Source organism: Enterobacter sp. MGH 37, from assembly GCF_000534515.1.
Classification (GTDB): Bacteria; Pseudomonadota; Gammaproteobacteria; order Enterobacterales; family Enterobacteriaceae; genus Enterobacter; species Enterobacter kobei.
Genome location: NZ_KI973208.1, coordinates 1 through 17,395, shown reverse-complemented (window position 1 = coordinate 17,395; position 17,395 = coordinate 1). Strand labels below are relative to the sequence as shown.

Below are 17,395 nucleotides of genomic sequence, written 5' to 3'. Positions count from 1 at the left end.
GTTAGGCTGGCTTTTGATGCTGAAATTGTGACATGTCACGCTACGGTTTGATCGCCGTAACGCTTCTGGTAATACGCTTTGACCGTCGCGGATACGCGTTCGTGGTCGGCGTGTTTCGGGTCCATGTACGCTGGGGATTTCATCAGATCGCGAATGGTCTGCTGCTCTTCGAGGTTCACATCACCACCCGCCGGCGCATCTTCCTGCATTTCCGCGCCGACTTTTGCCAGCATGCGGATAACCATTGGGTTATTGCCGATCTCGTCGATGCGGCCTTTGTCGGCATCATCAGCCAACGAATTAAACGCGCGGAAAGCCAGACCGATGTTCTGCTTAAACTCTGCGTCAGTCTTCCACACCTCGCGCAGCTGCGTGGTGGCAGACTGTGAATCCAGCTCAGCGGCACCGCCCACCAGCTCAGGAGCACGCTGTGCGTATTCACCCAGGATGAAACTCATCTGATCGTTGGTGATGCCTTTGGCGTGCGCGGTTTTCATGAAGCTCTGCATACGTGGATCGGCTTTGAATTCTTCCCAGTTGAACCCGTCTACCTTCACGTCAGGAGCGTACTCATCCGCAGTTTTCGGCGGTGCGTCGCCGCTGCCCATGCGTTTTTCAAGGTGAGTGTAATTTTCCGCCAGTTTGCGGGCAGAGCTTTCAATACTGAGTTTTCCGTCTTCGCCCATAACGCGGAATTTCTCAGGTAGCCAGTCATTAGCACCCGGTTCGCCCGCGCCTGTGCTGAGCAGAGAATTACCAGAAGGTTCGCCAGCACCAGGATTATTGCCGCCATCTTCACCACCTCCGTTACCGCCGCCTGGCTGTTCTGCGCCCTGCTCAGCGTTCATGAATAAGTGTTTAAGCTTCCACATCGTCTTCTACTCCATCGGCCTTGTTGATTTCGCGCAGGATGTAATCCAGTACGGATCGCTGTCCTGCCCTGTAACACGTTTCGCGGTCGCCCTCGGTACCGCCGGGGACGTACGCCGCACGCCCGAAGCGGCGCGTTAATTCTTCCAGCACCTGAGAACCGCCAGGCATCTCTTCGAAAATGCGCTTAAAGTCCTGAGGCGTAGCCTGTTTTATTCTCATTGGTTACCTGCCAGTCGTTGCCCTATTGCCGCGCCCGCGGTCTGCCCTGCGGCGCCAGCCGCCTCAGTTCCCGCCTGCATCATGAGTTGCTGCTGTGCGGCCTGCTGCTGTGCTTTCTGGCGCTGGACACGGAGATCTGCCACAGCATCGGATGAGCGAATAACCTTCGCCGGGACGCCGAGAGCCTCAGCCACAACACGTGTGGCTTCGTCGGTATCGATGAGGTCAACAACGTCCTGGCTGATGCCTGCGAGGTTCGCCACGTTAGCGCCGAGCCGCTCGATTGCCGTTACGTCTTCCAGCTTCTGGGCGCGTGCCAGCGGTGAGATGTAGCGCACGTTGAAATTGGCGTTCTGCAGGCTCTCAGGCGGCGGGGAGAAGACACCAGCACGGAAAGCTATGCCAAAGCAGCGCACCACCAGCAGCTGGAGATATTCAGCCTGGAACCGGCCATACACCGGACCAAGCAACTGGCGAATCAGCGCGACACGCACGTGCACTTCGGTGGCGGTCATGGCTGGCCCGTCCTGCGGCTGCAACTGGTCGGCCATCATGATTTTGCGGATTGACGCCTGCAGGCGTTCTTCGGCGGTGAATGCAACGCTGAAATCTGAACCGGTTAGTAACGGTTTCATGCTGTCGGTGCTGTTCGCCACGATGATGCGGCGCGGGCCGACCTTGACCGTACGCGGGTTGAGTACGCCGTCATCTTCGGCAATCCACATGCCGGAGATAGCCAGATCCTGCGCGGCTTTCTCCATGCGTTTGGTTTCGTTCAGCTCTTTACAGTCCGGCAGCGCGTCGTACACCGGGCCGATGCCGTAGGAGCCGCCGGGGATTTTCATCCAGCGTGGAACGCAGCAAGGGAATTCGTGATAGCCGGATTCGCGCACAATCTGCTTGTTGCTCACGTCGACGTTGTACGATGCAAAGCGCATGTTTTTCGCCAGGCGGGCATCGACCATGTAGGTTTCGCGCGGGAAAATGCAGTGCAGGAAATCGCATTTGTTGTCGGGCTTTTTCTTCGCCGCGTCGCGGATCTTCTCGCTGACCTTGTCCGCGCCAAATTCTTTGATGGCCTGCTCTGCGGTCAACTGGTAGCGGCGGTATATCGTGTCCACGATGCCATCTTTGCGGGTGGACGTGACATAGCACTGCGCCAGCGGCCACTGCTGGAAGGTGTAGCCGCCCTCTTCGCGGTCCTCGTCGATGTACAGGACGAACCAGCCAGCGCACACCACGTCGAGGTTCGCCTCGTACCCTTCTGCGTCGAAGTTCGCCGCGTGAATATTTTCCCAGACCAGCGTGGCGCACTCAGACAGCCAGGCTTTGGCGTCGTCCGGCAGCGATTCGCTGTCGAGGTTCAGCCACTGCGCGTTTGCCGGGGTCATGCCGGACATGAGCGCAGAGGCCAGCATGCGGGCGCTGTCGGTGGCGGTGCCGTCCAGTAGCTTCGCCACCTTGTGTTTTGCGCTCTGAGCGTCGAGCACTTCGTCAGAGAATCCCGCGCCGCGCAGCGGATAGGTGTAGTCATAACACTCGCGCCAGACGCTTTCATGCTGCTGGCGGTTGGCTTTCAGCGTGTCGGAACGCTTAATCAGCTTAACGGCGAGTTCATCCATCAGTTACGCCCCCAGAGTGTTTTTCTGTTGCGCTGCCTGCGCGCCAGAGGACAGCAGAGAGCTGCCAGAATCAGCCGCACCCTCAGCACCACTGGCGAGAAGGGACGAGCCTTTCTTGCGCTTCTTGCGCGCTGCAGCATCTGCGTTTGCCGCTTTTGCCGCTGCGTCGGCAGCCGCATCCGCTTCGGCCTGCGGGTCGGTCTGTACGACCTTAGGTGCTCCACCTCCACACATAGCGATCCCCTCTTAGCCCGGAACGTGCCAGCCATGCTCAGTCAGAACGGGCTTACCCGTAACTGGCTGGCGTTTACCCTCGTCGTTCGTCACGTAGCCCAGCGGCGCGGCAGGCTCCGCCGTGGTGGCTTTTTTGACGAGCTGGAGGAATTCGATATTGTCGGTAAGCTGCTGGTCAGCCATGTCGGTGAAGGCCAGCTCTTCAAAGCGGGCGATAATGGCCGCGCCCTGCTCGTTGATGGTACCCAGCAGAGTATTGCGCTCATCGAGTGCTGCATCGTCCAGCAGACTGGCAACGCGCTGCTGGATAACGCCCTGGTCTGCGCGCTGGCCCTCAGCGTTAAGCGTCTGGATCTCAGTCGCGGTAAGGCGGTTCTCTGCTTCCGTCTGCTGCTCAGTGCCGGTTTCAGGCTCCTGCCCTGGTACTTCGACGGTTTTCTTTGGTCGGCCCATTGTGTTGGCTCCTGTGATGATTGAGCCGTAAGTGTGAAACGGGGTCGCGGTCGGGATCCCGACCAAATGGAAGATTTGTTAAAAACAGGGCCGATTTAACATAATGCACGTTGCGCGCACCAGCGAAATGGCACTCGTTAACGATTTAGCGTGAAGGGTCTATTTGTTGCGGTTTACTGGCTGGAAAGAGGGAAAATGGACTGCATAAATCGTGCATAAAACAGGGCGGTTTTTGCATAGCGTTTTTAACCGGTAAACGCCCTGCTTTTGCATGTTTTCATGGTGTCAGACGCTTCGATCGCCAGGCGTAAACAAAACGCCGTGATGTGACCTGCGCTGGCAGTTCGGAGCGTGGGCGCTGCGTGACGTAGCACCAGAAGTCTATCAGCGCTTCGCCTGTGTGATGGTTCGGCGCTGCGCCCTGCTTCCAGCCGATGATAGCAGACTTCGACACGTCGAGCTCTCTGGCTATCTCCTGCAGGGGGATACCGCTGCGTGTGATGTCGTTAATCACCCGGAACCAGTCCGTTTTGAACGTTGCGACAACTGGCATAGGTCACCCCACAAAACGCGCGCACGCGCGAGCATAGAGAGCGATTTTATTGAGCTTCTGGCGCTCGTTAATCGCCGTGGTGGAATCAAATCGTGTTTGCATATCGCTACCCGCAATAAATTACATGTTCGACGTGTAACCACCTGTAACCACTGTAACCGCCATCTTCTTAACCTTTCCCAGAACGACTTATATATATATATGGGGTTTTTAGAAAATAGGTGGTTACAGTGGTTACAGTGGTTACAACCTTTTAAATTCAATTAGTTAAAACGTAACCACCTACGCTATTAGGTGGTTGCAGGTGGTTACGCCGATACCCAAACTCGCTGCACTTTGCCGTTAACACGCCTCAAAACTCGCGAATAACCGCAATTTTGCAAAACATTGCTAATTCGCATTTCTTCACGTTTTCCGATGTGACTTGGATTTAAGCCAATCGCATCGCGCAGAACGTCGCTAGCGCGTAAAAATTCGCAATTTCGCGGAATGTCGTTAGTCATAAGGTCGGGCGTGTCTAGCCATTTCTCTACCGTCTCGAGCCACGCGTCCTTAATGGTGTACTGCTCGTGGACACTCGCACCGAGCCGCTCAGCATCGCGGAACTGGATGCCGCCGAGGCGCTTAAACGTCTCGCGGGCCTCAGCCCACAGCAAAAGGAGGTCTGTTTTTATCGCTTTCACGTCGACTTTCGACACCTCCACGGGAAGCCAGCGACGGTTACCGGTTTTGTCAGCGAGGAATTCGTCCTCGTTGGTGGTACCGACGAACACCAGGCGACGCGGGAACTGGGTAGCGAACTCGCGGTATTTAGGGATCCAGTTCTCATGCGTACGCGTTACGAATGCCTTGATGGATTCCAGCTCTTTGGTATTGAGGCCGCGCAGCTCGCCAATTTCCGCCACCAGACGCCCGCGCATCTTGCGTGCGAGGTCATCGTCTTTCTCAGCGAAAGAGATCTCGGTGAAGAACGCCGGGTCGGGGCTCAGAGCTTCCACACCGGAGGACTTACCGCAGCCCTGAGGACCGACGAGGATCGGCACCATATCGGCTTTGACGCCGGGCTCCAGCACCCTGCCCGCCAGCGCCGTCCACATGTACATGGACACCGCGCGGGTGTATGGCGTGTCGGCAGTACCGAAGTGCGTATGGTAGAAAGTTTCGATGCGTGGCACGCCGTCCCACTCCAGCCCGTTCAGCCAGGTGGTCGCCGAGTCGAAAGGCTGTTCGTCAGCGGCCAGCAGCACCACGTCGCGGATGAGCTCGCGCCCGACAGGCTTAAAGCCGCGCTTTTCCATTGTGATGCGCAGGCGCGCATAGTCCGCATCGGTGAACGCCTGCCACTGGCCGGAGCCAGCCTGTGCGAACATGATTTCGTCGCGGAACTGGTCAAAGCGGATATCGATGTCAACAAAGTCAGGACGCACAACGGCTTTCGCCGCGTTGCTGATGGTGGCCTCGATGCGGCCCCACTTATCGCGCTCGAACGCTGGCAGCGGTAACGGCTCAGCAACGTCGGTGCTGGTCAGGTCTTCGAAATCGTCGTTACGGATCCCGATGGCGTTAAGGAAATCGCCGTCGTCACGGTGCGCGCAGCTGGCGTGCAGGCACTTGAAATGCCCCTGTTCAAAGCCCGCGGTCCCGCCCGGGAAGTAAACCGTACTGGTCGGGTCGCCACCGGTGCTGTGGCCATCCTCAAACGGGCAGCGGATGTATCGCTCGCCGTTCGCGCCGTCCAGCAGCGTCCAACCGTTCGCGTCGAGATATTCGGCTGTATCGTCCGTGGCGCCGGGCGTGAAGGTTGAGCGGTCGCGCATCTTCGTGCTGCCCGCTTCAGTGGTGACCGACACAGGCAGTTGATCCGCTAGGCGCTGCCACAGCGTTTCGAGCTGGTCAGCAGTTATGGCTGGGGGCTCGTCCGGCAGACCGCCGTCCCATTCGATACGCGCGCCGCTGCTGTGCGTACCGCAGGCAACGAGCTGCTGCCCGTTCGCCAGCAGCTCGATAATCCCCATATCACCCGCCAGACGGTGGATGCGCTTACGGAAATCGCCGTCAACGGCCAGCAGGTACAGGCATTTGTTGCTGTTTGCGCGCCAGCGACGCGGCGGCAGCTCGCCCAGCAGCTGCACCAGCGTTTTGCGAATATCGGCCTGGATGTCTTCGTCTTCGCTGTCGCAGTCCAGCGCCAGCCAGCCATGACCTGTGCGCACGCAGATGCCGTAATCCGGTTCGTTCGACCAGCGGGCAAAGTCATGCTCGGTAACGACATGCTCGGTCCAGTCCTTGATCCCGGTAGCCAGTCGGTCGCGGTTATAGAGACTCGGCGTTTTGCCAAGCATTTTTAGTTTGCTGTTCGGGGATATGGTCGCGCCCGGGTTGCACACGACCGGCAGCAGCTGGTCAGTACGCCCCAGCACCAGATCGAAGTGGAACCATTCGTCAGGCGTCGCCCCCCAGATCTTTTTCTCTGGCATGGGTTACGCCTTTTGTCTGGCTTGAGTTTTTTTATTAGCGCTCAATAACTTTTCAAGCTGCAGAGCTCTCAGCTCTGGGATTTCGTCACCCCACTGAGATACTGCACCTTTAGAAACCTTCAATAATCGGGCGAGTTTCGCTTTGCTGCCCGCTAGCTCAATGGCTCTGGTCTTTTTCATATCCGTTTTCCTGGGCATGTATAGATACACCAAGGTTAAGAAAACTAAACATACAAGTCAAGAAAACGATACTCTAACTAGGTTAAGCTAACTAAACCATATGAGGGGTAACACCATGATTAACGAACGTATTCGCGAAGCACGCCGCAATGTAAAAATGACTCAAGACGCGCTCGCAAAACGAATTAAGGTCACAAAAGCGACTATTTCACAGTGGGAATCAGGATCTACAGCGCCTAATGGTAAAAACCTGGTCAACCTGGCTGATGCTTTGGGTACGTCTCCAGAATGGCTACTCACTGGCAAACCTTCTGACGATAAACAGGTAACTTCAAACGCAAGAGTAGAGGGTGTTTTTTCAACATGGGACTCAACCACACCATTAGAGGATGATGAAGTGGAAATACCTTTCTACCACGAGATTGAACTATCCGCAGGGGATGGCACTTACGTAGAACTGGATCGCTCTGGATGTAAATTGCGATTTGCAAAATCCACTCTACGTAAAGCTGGTGTGGACGCAGGCTGTGCCGCTTGCGTTAGCGTACACGGTAATAGCATGGAGCCGGTTTTACCTGACGGGGCGGTAGTCGGTGTCGATACCTCAAAGACCGGGATAAAAGATGGTCAGATGTATGCGATAGACCAAGATGGATTGTTACGTGTAAAGCTACTGTACCGCCTACCAAACGGTATCAGAGTTCGCTCATTTAACCGGGATGAATACGCAGATGAAGATTATTTTTACCATGAGGCAAATAAGATAAACATCATAGGCCAAGTATTCTGGTATTCCGTTCTCCTCTAAAACAGCTTTCCCCTCTTCTGCGGCCCGCCTAATAGCGGGCTTTTCTTTACCAACCTGCAAAAAAGTACACTTTTCTTAACTCCAACTCTTGACTTTAAAGGTTTAGAGGTCTTAACTATGCATCAAAGGTTAAGACATCTATACAAACATCTTAACGAGCTCTTTAACAAACAGAACCGTGTGACAGGTAAGCCGCTGTGCTCCTGGCAAAACGAAATGGCACCCGATGGGATCGAGGTAAGCGCCGAGTCCGTATGCGTACGGTAAGCGTAGAGGACCACACCGCGACGAGCTGATAAGTCACGCAAGTTGAAACGCCCCGATGATGGGACGTGCAGTGAATTAATCAAAGGCTTCGGGCCTTTTACTAATCCACTGAGAGGGTACCGAAATGAATACCTATGAGCTCACAACAAAATACTTGTCGACTTTTGAAGTGGTAGAAAACGGACCTGACGCAACTGATTACGTTGTTGCGACAGTTAAAGGCGAAAACCCTGCTCGACTAAGAGCGGCGGCTTACCAGGAACGCAACGGCTATCTCGGTTATGGCTACACAATTCGTCCGTTAACCCCCATCCCCTGAATCATCCATTGCTGTGTGTAGTCTTTGCCCGCCTCCCATGACGGGCTTTTTTATGCCTGAAAGCGCATTCAGTGCAGTGCGCTCCCAGACATGAAAAGGAGCACTACCGATGAAACCTGAACACCTCCACCGGCTGACGGGGCGCGATGTGCTCCGCTGGCGCCGCAAACAATTCGACATCTTCACCGGTCTGGCCCTCGCTACTGCGTTCGGCCTGGCTATTACCTTCATTCTCCTTGTAGCGAGGACCGCAGTATGAGCTTAGAAACCAGTCTCGAACTTAACAACCAGCTGCTGACGCAGCATAACGCCCTGCTTGAACGCCTTATCACTGCCCTCGCCTCTGGCGTCGCTCTTCGCCCGGACACCGTGGCGCAGGTTCAGGAATACCGCGAAACGGTACCGGAAACCAAAGCGGAAAATACCGTTATCCGCAAGGTTACGCTGGAAGATCTGGAGTTCAGCGACATTATCGCCCTGGCTGCATTCTACCCGGACGCGCAGGAGCTCAGCGAAACGATGGTCCAGCGCGCTGTTGATTACCGCGACGCCGAAGGCGATAAGCGAGTCGTACAAATCGACGCTCTGGATAGTGCCCTGCAGGGTGTTAAACGCACAAAAGAAGTTCATAAAGAGGTGCTGCTCCAGCTGTCGCGCGACATCATTTCCTACTGGGATGACCTGACGACTATCGCCGAGCGACGCGCATACGCTGAAACATGGCTCGATGCGAAGCCGGGCGAGCGTGACACAGTGAAGCCGAAAAAGACCAGCAGTAAGGGCAAACAGGAACGTAAAGGCCCGTTCTACTGGAAACATCCAGAAAGTGATTCTTTTGGCAGCGTTGAAGACCTCGGCGCGTTGCATGAAATCCTTGAGGATGGGTTGACTGTTGAGATCAACAAAGTGGAGTTCCTCCAGCTGCAGGAAGCTGCCAGCAAAGATAAGACAGAAACTGATACCAGCCATTCTGATTTTGCAGCCCTGCGTAAAAAGGCCGAAGGATTGATCCTCCAGTTGGCGAAGGGCGGATACCGCGCCGAAGCTGTCGCCATTCTGGAAAAACAGGGTGCCAAAAAACTCGGCGAAGTTGCTGACGAGAACCTCGCAGATGTGATCGCTCAGGCTGAAAAAGCGCTGGAGGGTTAATTATGCCAGACGTTCACGCACGACTTTCCCCGTCCTCAGCGCATCGTTGGATGCGCTGCCCCGGTAGTCTGGCACTGGAGGCCACGCAACCGGATAAAAGCTCCTCGTTCGCAGAAGAAGGTACCGCAGCGCACGCACTTGGCGAACTTGTCCTGCGCAATCGTCTGAGCTATTCCGCCGATTATGCCGGTTGCGATGTTGAAACGTATCTCGGTACCTACCCGCTGGCGCATCCATCAAAAACGGATCCCGGCCCGCAGGTAGATGAGGAAATGATCGAAGCCGTTGGCCGTTACGTCGACACCGTCTGGGCGCTGTCGCAGGGCAACGAGCTGTTGGTCGAGCAGCGTGTCGACTTCTCTCACATCGTGGGGGTCGAAGAATCTTTCGGTACCGCCGATGGCGTTATCATCGCGGGTAACGAGCTGCAGATCCACGACCTGAAATACGGTAAGGGTGTACGGGTCGACGCCGAGCAGAACGAGCAGCTGCAGCTGTATGCCCTGGGCGCGCTTGAACAGTTCAGCATGCTGTACGACTTCGAGACGGTGCGCCTGTTCATCCATCAGCCACGACTTAACCACGTTTCTGAGTGGGCCCTGACAGTGGAAGAACTCCAGGCGTTCGGCGAACGGGCGCAGGAAGCGGCCGCCAGTGTAATCGTGATGTTCAATATTGCCGATTGCGAAGGTGTCGAAACCCTGCCGCTGGAAAACTTCACCCCCGGTGAAAAACAGTGCCGGTTCTGCAAAGCCAGCGCCATCTGTACCGCGCGGCAGCAGTTGCACTTCGACACTATCGCTGGCGATTTCGTCGACCTGACGCAACCTACTGGCGAGCAGCTGGCGGAAGCAGTTAAGCGTGTGCCATTGCTGACCGCCGAACAGCTGGCAGAGGTATACAGACAGGCCGATTTTATCGAATCGTGGCTAAAGGCTGTGCGCGACCGGGTGAACAGTGAACTGAACGCGGGTCACCCGGTGCCGGGCTTTAAGCTGGTTACTGGCAAACAGGGTAATCGTGCCTGGAGCGATGAAGAAGCCGCCCGCGCTCTGCTGAAAGACCAGTTCCGATATAAAACTGAGGAGGTTTTCGACCTTAAGCTGATTAGCCCAACCAAAGCCGAGAAGCTCATCAAAAAGGCTAGTCCTCGCCGCTGGACGAAAGTCGAAGCGCTGATCACCCGCGCTGACGGTAAGCCTACCGTCGCCCCCGAGTCCGACCCGCGCCCAGCGCTCAATCTCAACCCTGTTAACGATTTCGACGACGTGTCCGACGATGCGCTCGCCGCTGACCTCATCTGATTAAGGAAATACCCATGAAAATTAAACTGAACAACGTCCGCCTGGCCTTCCCTGCTCTGTTCGAAGCAAAAACCGTGAATGGCGAAGGAGACCCGCGCTTCTCTGCTGTTTTCCTGATGGATCCGAAACATCCACAACTGGAAGAAGTCCGCAAAGCGCTGAAACAGGTAGCGAAGGAAAAGTGGGGCGAGAAGTGGGAAACCATTTACGGCCAGCTGGAGAAAAAACTCAACCTCTGCCTGCACGACGGTGACGAAAAAGCCGAATACGAAGGTTTCCCGGGCAACTTCTTCCTGAACGCTGCCAACAAAGCACGTCCGGCAGTCATCGATCGCGACCGTTCGCCGCTCATCCAGGCTGATGGCCGTCCTTACGCCGGTTGCTATGTCAACGCGGTGATCGACATTTGGGCGCAGGACAACAACTTCGGCAAACGCGTCAACGCATCGCTTGGCGGCGTCCAGTTCCTACGCGACGGTGACGCGTTTGCTGGCGGCGGTGTTGCAGCGCCGGACGACTTCGACGACATCAGCGAGGGCGCAGACGCCGACACGCTGATTTAACCCCATACCCGCCCGGCCATGTGCCGGGTGTTTTGCAAAGAGCATCCCTTTTCGCAAAGCACCCGCGAGGAATATCTATGTCTGAAACCATTCTCTGGGGCGACCTGGAAACCTATTGCGAAACACCCATCACGAACGGCACCCACGCTTACGCAGAAGGCGTCGAAGTAATGCTGTTTGCCTGGGCTATCAACGACGGGCCTGTACGGGTGTGGGATTTAACCGCTGGCGAGCCGATACCCGATCCGTTGTGGTTCGCCCTTCGCGACCCCGATACTCTGCTTTATTTCCACAATTCGCACTTTGACCGCACCGTTTTGCGACACACTCACCCTCGGCTGGCCCCGGATATAACGCGCTGGCGCGACACGATGGTGCAGGCACTGGCGCACGGCCTCCCCGGCGCGCTGGGGGCACTCTGCGAAGTGCTCGGCGTCCCGCAGGACAAGGCGAAGGACAAAGAAGGTAAGGCGCTGATCCAGCTGTTCTGTAAGCCACGTCCGAAGAACAGCAAACTGCGCCGCGCCACCAGCAAAACCCACCCGGAAGAATGGCGGCGCTTTGTTGCTTACGCCGGGCTGGATATCGAGGCTATGCGCGAAGTGCATAAGCGCCTGCCGAAGTGGAACTACAAGGGTGCAGAGCTGGCGCTATGGCATCGTGACCAGCAGATCAATGACCGCGGCGTCTGCATGGATGTGCAGCTCGCACAGGCGGCGATCGAGGCGGTAGACCTCGAGCAAAAGCGCCTGGCGAAACGCACGCAGGTGATGACCGACGGCGAAGTGCAGGCGGCCACACAGCGCGACGCATTGATTAAGCACATTGTCGAATCGTACGGTGTGGAGCTGCCGGACATGCAGCGCAGCACGCTGGAGCGTCGTATGGCGGATCCTGATTTGCCGTCTGCGGTGAAAGAGCTGCTGGCAATCCGCCTGCAGGCCAGCACCACCAGCACCAGTAAGTACAAATCACTGATGAAGGGCGTGAGCAGTGACGGTCGTCTGCGCGGCACGCTGCAGTTCTGCGGCGCATCGCGAACCGGACGCTGGGCCGGGCGGTTGTTCCAGCCCCAGAACCTGCCCCGCCCTTCTCTTGAGCAGGACCAGATAGACGAGGGCATCGAGGCGCTGAAAGCCGGATGCGCTGATCTGCTGTTCGATAACATCATGGAGCTGACCAGCTCGGCGCTGCGCGGCTGCATCATGGCTCCGGAAGGCAAAAAGCTGGTGGTTAGCGACCTGTCTAACATCGAAGGGCGAAAACTTGCCTGGCTTGCCGGTGAGCAGTGGAAGCTTGATGCGTTCAGGGAGTACGACGAGGGGATTGGACCAGATCTTTATAAATTGGCCTATGCCCGCGCCTTCAATATCTCGCCGGACGATGTTGATAAATACCAGCGTCAGATCGGCAAGGTGATGGAGCTGGGCCTCGGCTTCGGCGGGGGTGTTGCGGCATTTCTTACCTTCGCCCTGGTCTACGGTCTCGACCTCGACGAGCTGGCGAACGCCGCGCTGCCGAATATCCCCCGTGATGTCATCCGCGAGGCGAAAAGCTGGTACGACGAATCGGTTAAACGTAAGTCGACCTACGGCCTGTCAGAGCGTGTATTCATCGCCTGCGATTCGCTTAAGCGCCTGTGGCGAAGAGCCCACCCGGCAACCTGCGATTTCTGGTACGAGCTCGAGCGTACCGTCCGCACCGCCATTGCCACACCGAAAAAGACGCTGTACTGCGGCTATCTGAAAGTCCGCCGTGATGGCGCATGGCTGCGAATACAGCTGCCATCCGGACGCGCGCTGTGCTACCCGTCACCATCCATCGAGAAGGGGAACATCACCTATCAGGGCGTTAACTCCTACTCGCGCAAATGGCAACGGCTCAAAACCTACGGCGGAAAGCTGGTGGAAAACGTCACTCAGGCGGCCGCCCGCGACGTTCTGGCCGGAAACATGCCGCTGATCGAGGACGCCAGATACAGCATTGTGCTGACGGTACATGATGAGGTAATTACCGAAGCGCCGGACACAGACGAATTCAACGACAAAGCGCTCTCCGCGCTGCTCTCCACTAACCCCAAATGGGCGCCCGATATACCGCTGAACGCTGGCGGCTTTGAGGCGTACCACTACCGTAAGGATTAATCGCTATGGCACAAGGCAACGTAGAAAATTTCGCAATCATTGTGTTAGTCAACGGCCGCACATCACAGGTCGAACTAACCACATCGCAAAAACGTTTGTTCGCAAAGTTAACACTCGGTGCGCTCAACGATAGTGGCCCTCTGAAACTTATGCCAATCGACGACATGGTCCAGTTACAACCCGACACCGAAGCATTTTCAGACGGTGATCCGCTATGAAATACATCTACATGGTCATGGACAGCCGCGCGCAGTTCGATATAGACAGCGCCGCCATTCTGGAATGCTGCGGCGATAAACACCCCTCCTGGCGCAATCTGCGCAGAGACTGGGGTGATCAGGGCGCAGTTCTGGTCCGCTTCCGTCTGGTTAACAGCGATATGGCTACCGACCCTGAGGTTGTCGGCGTCATCCACTGAGGTAATCCCTATGTCATTTAAATATCGGGACAGTCCGCTTTATTACCGGACTGCGAGGGAGGCTTTGCGCCTTGAGCAATCTGGGGAGTACGACCGGGCAGCGAAGGTCTGGGCCAAAGCAAACCGCGAATCACGTAACGAACTTAATCAGGACTGGAGCGAACGCCGGTCTGATTTTTGCCTGATGCAGAACATGCGCGAAAAGCGTAAGGCGGTGGACGATGCGCGATAAAAATCTCACTGATGATGTGATTGACGAGATCATAACAGCGCCAAAAACATCATTAGAACAATTGCTGGCTCTGGAGTTAAAGCACGAGAGAAAGCAGACAGGACTCCCCTTAACCGTCGTTCTACCAACTACACGGCTTTGGGCTGGGGTTATTGATTGTTATGCCAAAGATGAAGTGATCGCAGCAATTGAGGCTGCTGGTGGAGCGGTGGTTGATGGCCTACGAACGTGAAAGCCTTATCGAAAAACACCTCGTCGCCGAAGTGAAAAAGGCTGGCGGGGTCGCCTTTAAGTTCGTGTCACCCGGTCGCCGCTCGGTACCGGATCGAATTGTCCTGCTGCCCCGCGGCCGTCTCGTCTTTGTTGAATGCAAAGCGCCAGGCAAACCACCACGCGCCGACCAGCTGCGCGAGCACAAACGGCTCCGCGCGCTGGGCTTTACCGTGGTGGTGCTGGATAGCAAGAATCTGGAGGGGATATTGTGCGAAAAGTCCAACGACGCAGTAAATTCCGCCTGATTGGCGGCCCGTACGATGGCGCTATCGTGATGCTCTTCACCGCTGGCACACTGGAGTTTACAGCCAAAGGGCAGACCGGGCGGTATACAGGACATAGCGGCGACAGGCTACACTGGGAGGAAAAACGTGTCAGTTAACTCCCATTCTATAATTTTCACGCCTCGCCCTTATCAAGACCTCATCATCAACCACGAAATCGACATCCTGCGCTGCAACATCTGGGCGGGCATGGGTATGGGTAAAACCGTGGCAACGCTCACCACGCTGGAAGATCTCTTCATGGCAGGCGCAGAGACACAGCCCGCGCTGGTCCTCGCGCCGCTGCGCGTGGCTGCCAGCACATGGCCGGATGAAGCGGTTAAATGGGGGCATCTGCGCAATATCGAGGTGCAGCCGATTGTCGGTAACGCCAAAGCGCGCGCGGTAGCGCTGGCAAACAGCAATGCCAGCGTGTTTACCATCAACTACGACAATCTGGTCTGGCTGGTTGAAACGCTGGGCGACCGCTGGCCGTTCGGTACCGTTATTCCTGACGAGAGCACCCGGCTGAAATCCTTCCGGCTGCGCGGGGGCGGTAAGCGCGCGGCGGCGCTGGGCAAAGTGGCACATAAGCACGTCCGGCGCTGGATGAATCTCACCGGTACGCCAGCGCCGAATGGCCTGGTGGATTTGTGGGGGCAAGCGTGGTTTGTGGATCAGGGGCAGCGCCTCGGGCGCACCTACGGCGCGTTTACCTCCCGCTGGTTCAACTCAATACAGTTTCCGGGGCAAAGCTGGACGAAGCTGGAGCCGTTCGCCCATTCGCAGGATGAAATACAGCGAGCGCTGGCTGACGTAACTATCTCCCTGGACGCCGCCGACTGGTTCGACATCAAAGAGCCCATCCATAACGTGATCCGCGTGGACATGCCGCCGAAGGCCCGCCAGCAGTATCGCGAAATGGAAAAGGAAATGTTCCTCGAGTTGAACGGCGAAGGCATTGAAGCGCCGAACGCCGCGGCAAAGACGGTGAAGTGTCTGCAAATCGCCAGCGGCGCGGTGTACACCGACGACGCCGGAAGCTGGTCAGAACTGCACGACGCGAAGCTGCAGGCGCTGGACAGTATTCTCACCGAAGCAGCTGGCGCGCCTGTACTGGTGGCCTACCACTGGAAACACGATCTTGAGCGCCTGCTTAAAGCGTTTCCCCGAGGTCGCCACCTCGACCAGGATCCACAGACCCTTCGCGACTGGAACGCTGGAAAAATACCGGTCCTGTTCGCGCATCCGGCCAGCGCAGGCCACGGCCTGAATATGCAGGACGGCGGCAACATACTGGTGTTTTTCTCGCACTGGTGGGACCTGGAGCAGTACCAGCAAATTATCGAACGCATCGGGCCAACCCGGCAGATTCAGGCCGGACACAACCGCCCGGTGTTCATTCACCACATTATCGCTGCCGACACTATGGATGAAATGGTGATGGAGCGGCGCAACTCGAAACGAACAGTGCAGGACATCCTGCTCGATGCCATGAAAAAGAGAGGTATAGCATGACACCGGTTATCTCTGACACTGACCTGATTAACATTAAAGAGGTCGAGCGCTCTGTGGGCCTGAAAAAATCCAGTATTTATGAGCGCATCAGTAATAACGAGTTTCCGAAGCCTAAGAAGCTCGGGAGCCGAACCTCCCGCTGGGTACGCGGAGAGGTCGAAGATTGGAAAAAACAGTTTCTTTAAATCAAACGCAGCTGGTCAATATAATCCGCATACCACTGCATCATTTCCCGACGCCCTTCCATATACAGGGCATGGTTATAAACCCCGCGTATATTGTTCTTGTCCACGTGAGCGATCTGGAGTTCAACCCAGTCAGAGTTGAATCCTTTATCGTTCAGGATAGTGCTGAACGTATGCCGGAAGCCATGCCCTACTACCCTCCCCTTATACCCCAGCGTGTGGATCATCCTGTTTATTGTATTCTCGCTCATGACCTTTGACGGATCATTCCTGCCGGGGAACATATTCACGTATCGACCTGTCAGACAGTGCAACTCTTTCAGCAATACAACAAGCTGATCGGAAAGTGGTACCAGGTGCGGGCGGTCCATCTTCATAAATTCGGCAGGTATCTCCCACAGCCGGTTATCGAAATCTACCCATTCCCATTTTGAATGCCGCAGTTCGTAAGTACGCAGCCCTGCCAGCATCATGATCTGCAACCCCAGCCGGGGCAGCGGGCTCCCCTTGTAACTCTCAAGCGCCGCGAGAAAATCAGGCAGTTCTTCCGCCGTCAGGAAAGGGAAGGACTCTCCTTTATGCCCGGTCATTGCGCTGTTCAGTTCGCTGACGGGGTTATACTTCGCGCGCCCGGTCGCAACTGCATAGCTGAACACCTCACCGCACCACCGGCGTGTTTTGGCTGCTTTCTCGGTTGCGCCGCGATTCTCAATTTTACGCAGTGCCGTCAGCATCTGAACAGGCTCGATTTCTGCAACGGGCAGCTTGCCCACCGCTGGGAAAATATCTTTATTGAATGCTTCGAGAATGTCAGAGGCATAGCCAGGTGACCAGCGAGGCTTCTTGAATTCGTGCCATTCTGTGGCAATCTCTTTAAACGTGATTGTCTTTGCAGCCGCAGCTGCAACATGGCTTTTGACTTTTACCGGGTCAACACCTGCCGCAACGTTACGCCGGGCCTCATCTCGCTTTTCCCGAGCAGCCGCCAGCGAAACAGCCGGGTACACACCGAGCGCCAGCATCTTTTCTTTACCGGCGAAGGTATAGCGATAACGCCAGTATTTTGCCCCACTGGTTTTCACCAGCAGGATAAGTCCGTTACCGTCTGGCAGCTTGTAGTCTTTCTCCGCAGGCTTTGCCGTCTCGACCTGTCGCGCGTTTAGTTTCATAGGTACCCGCCTCAAACTCAGATACCCGTTTATGTACCCGTTTTAAATTTGGATTGCAACGGTAAAAGTTGGATAACGGCGGACAAACAGAACAGCCAACACCGCGAAAAACAAGGAAAAATGGACGATTGGGGATGGTGCTGGATGAAATGATGGTGCCGATAATAGGAGT

Annotated in this window: 23 protein-coding genes; 14 read left to right on the top strand and 9 right to left on the bottom strand. The window is 56.1% G+C overall.

Annotated elements, in window-relative coordinates; genetic code table 11:
- Nucleotides 1-35: 35 nt before the first annotated feature.
- The 8 genes from L383_RS00290 to L383_RS25555 form a co-directional block, all read right to left on the bottom strand.
- The gene (locus L383_RS00290; protein ID WP_023332181.1) at nt 36-872 is read right to left on the bottom strand and encodes a hypothetical protein; all 837 of its coding nucleotides are present in this window, start codon (nt 870-872) and stop codon (nt 36-38) included.
- Complete coding sequence (locus tag L383_RS00295; protein ID WP_001619031.1) at nt 859-1,092, bottom strand: Bbp19 family protein; 234 nt, start codon at nt 1,090-1,092, stop codon at nt 859-861. The genes L383_RS00290 and L383_RS00295 overlap by 14 nt, the downstream gene beginning before the upstream one ends.
- On the bottom strand, nt 1,089-2,714 hold the full coding sequence (locus L383_RS00300) for a portal protein (protein WP_023332180.1): 1,626 nt from the start codon (nt 2,712-2,714) through the stop codon (nt 1,089-1,091). Before L383_RS00300 ends, L383_RS00295 begins: the two co-directional genes overlap by 4 nt.
- Before the next feature lie 3 nt (nt 2,715-2,717).
- Complete coding sequence (locus L383_RS00305) at nt 2,718-2,948, bottom strand: hypothetical protein (RefSeq protein ID WP_015571350.1); 231 nt, start codon at nt 2,946-2,948, stop codon at nt 2,718-2,720.
- 12 nt (nt 2,949-2,960) lie between these two features.
- Nucleotides 2,961-3,401: a hypothetical protein gene (locus L383_RS00310; RefSeq protein ID WP_023332179.1), complete on the bottom strand. Its 441-nt coding sequence runs from the start codon at nt 3,399-3,401 to the stop codon at nt 2,961-2,963.
- Nucleotides 3,402-3,678: 277 nt separating this feature from the next.
- Nucleotides 3,679-3,954: a hypothetical protein gene (locus L383_RS0124465; protein WP_032629981.1), complete on the bottom strand. Its 276-nt coding sequence runs from the start codon at nt 3,952-3,954 to the stop codon at nt 3,679-3,681.
- 308 nt (nt 3,955-4,262) lie between these two features.
- The gene (locus tag L383_RS00315; RefSeq protein WP_023332178.1) at nt 4,263-6,431 is read right to left on the bottom strand and encodes a VapE domain-containing protein; all 2,169 of its coding nucleotides are present in this window, start codon (nt 6,429-6,431) and stop codon (nt 4,263-4,265) included.
- A gap of 3 nt (nt 6,432-6,434) precedes the next feature.
- Nucleotides 6,435-6,611 (bottom strand): Cro/CI family transcriptional regulator, encoded by a 177-nt coding sequence (locus L383_RS25555; RefSeq protein ID WP_023332177.1) that lies wholly within the window; start codon nt 6,609-6,611, stop codon nt 6,435-6,437.
- A gap of 115 nt (nt 6,612-6,726) precedes the next feature.
- Between L383_RS25555 and L383_RS00320 the strand changes: the two genes are divergently transcribed.
- The 14 genes from L383_RS00320 (at nt 6,727) to L383_RS00370 (ending at nt 16,054) form a co-directional block, all read left to right on the top strand.
- Nucleotides 6,727-7,419 carry a S24 family peptidase gene (locus L383_RS00320; protein ID WP_023332176.1) on the top strand — a complete coding sequence of 231 codons (693 nt, stop codon included), beginning with the start codon at nt 6,727-6,729 and terminating at the stop codon, nt 7,417-7,419.
- 391 nt (nt 7,420-7,810) lie between these two features.
- Nucleotides 7,811-8,005: a hypothetical protein gene (locus tag L383_RS25550; RefSeq protein WP_023332174.1), complete on the top strand. Its 195-nt coding sequence runs from the start codon at nt 7,811-7,813 to the stop codon at nt 8,003-8,005.
- Between the two features lie 109 nt (nt 8,006-8,114).
- On the top strand, nt 8,115-8,264 hold the full coding sequence (locus L383_RS26170) for a hypothetical protein (RefSeq protein WP_023305502.1): 150 nt from the start codon (nt 8,115-8,117) through the stop codon (nt 8,262-8,264).
- Nucleotides 8,261-9,154 carry a hypothetical protein gene (locus tag L383_RS00325; protein ID WP_023332173.1) on the top strand — a complete coding sequence of 298 codons (894 nt, stop codon included), beginning with the start codon at nt 8,261-8,263 and terminating at the stop codon, nt 9,152-9,154. Before L383_RS26170 ends, L383_RS00325 begins: the two co-directional genes overlap by 4 nt.
- A 2-nt stretch (nt 9,155-9,156) precedes the next feature.
- Entirely contained in the window at nt 9,157-10,458 is a 1,302-nt protein-coding gene (locus L383_RS00330) for a DUF2800 domain-containing protein (RefSeq protein ID WP_023332172.1), read from the top strand.
- A 14-nt stretch (nt 10,459-10,472) separates the two neighbouring features.
- Nucleotides 10,473-11,021: a DUF2815 family protein gene (locus tag L383_RS00335; RefSeq protein WP_023332171.1), complete on the top strand. Its 549-nt coding sequence runs from the start codon at nt 10,473-10,475 to the stop codon at nt 11,019-11,021.
- A 77-nt stretch (nt 11,022-11,098) separates the two neighbouring features.
- Complete coding sequence (locus tag L383_RS00340) at nt 11,099-13,165, top strand: DNA polymerase (protein ID WP_023332170.1); 2,067 nt, start codon at nt 11,099-11,101, stop codon at nt 13,163-13,165.
- A 5-nt stretch (nt 13,166-13,170) separates the two neighbouring features.
- Nucleotides 13,171-13,383: a hypothetical protein gene (locus L383_RS00345; RefSeq protein ID WP_023332169.1), complete on the top strand. Its 213-nt coding sequence runs from the start codon at nt 13,171-13,173 to the stop codon at nt 13,381-13,383.
- On the top strand, nt 13,380-13,583 hold the full coding sequence (locus tag L383_RS00350) for a hypothetical protein (protein ID WP_023332168.1): 204 nt from the start codon (nt 13,380-13,382) through the stop codon (nt 13,581-13,583). Before L383_RS00345 ends, L383_RS00350 begins: the two co-directional genes overlap by 4 nt.
- A gap of 10 nt (nt 13,584-13,593) precedes the next feature.
- Entirely contained in the window at nt 13,594-13,815 is a 222-nt protein-coding gene (locus L383_RS00355) for an ANR family transcriptional regulator (protein WP_023332167.1), read from the top strand.
- Nucleotides 13,805-14,047, top strand: coding sequence for a hypothetical protein (locus L383_RS0124455; protein WP_032629979.1), 243 nt, complete (start codon nt 13,805-13,807; stop codon nt 14,045-14,047). Before L383_RS00355 ends, L383_RS0124455 begins: the two co-directional genes overlap by 11 nt.
- Nucleotides 14,031-14,333, top strand: coding sequence for a PDDEXK family nuclease (locus tag L383_RS00360; protein WP_023332166.1), 303 nt, complete (start codon nt 14,031-14,033; stop codon nt 14,331-14,333). The genes L383_RS0124455 and L383_RS00360 overlap by 17 nt, the downstream gene beginning before the upstream one ends.
- A 126-nt stretch (nt 14,334-14,459) precedes the next feature.
- On the top strand, nt 14,460-15,869 hold the full coding sequence (locus L383_RS00365) for an SNF2-related protein (RefSeq protein ID WP_023332165.1): 1,410 nt from the start codon (nt 14,460-14,462) through the stop codon (nt 15,867-15,869).
- Complete coding sequence (locus L383_RS00370) at nt 15,866-16,054, top strand: helix-turn-helix transcriptional regulator (RefSeq protein ID WP_023332164.1); 189 nt, start codon at nt 15,866-15,868, stop codon at nt 16,052-16,054. The genes L383_RS00365 and L383_RS00370 overlap by 4 nt, the downstream gene beginning before the upstream one ends.
- On the opposite strand, the gene L383_RS00375 is transcribed toward L383_RS00370, so the two are convergent.
- A complete protein-coding gene (locus L383_RS00375) occupies nt 16,051-17,223 on the bottom strand; it encodes a tyrosine-type recombinase/integrase (RefSeq protein ID WP_023332163.1) in 1,173 nt (390 codons plus the stop codon). The genes L383_RS00370 and L383_RS00375 overlap by 4 nt on opposite strands.
- Nucleotides 17,224-17,395: the final 172 nt, after the last annotated feature.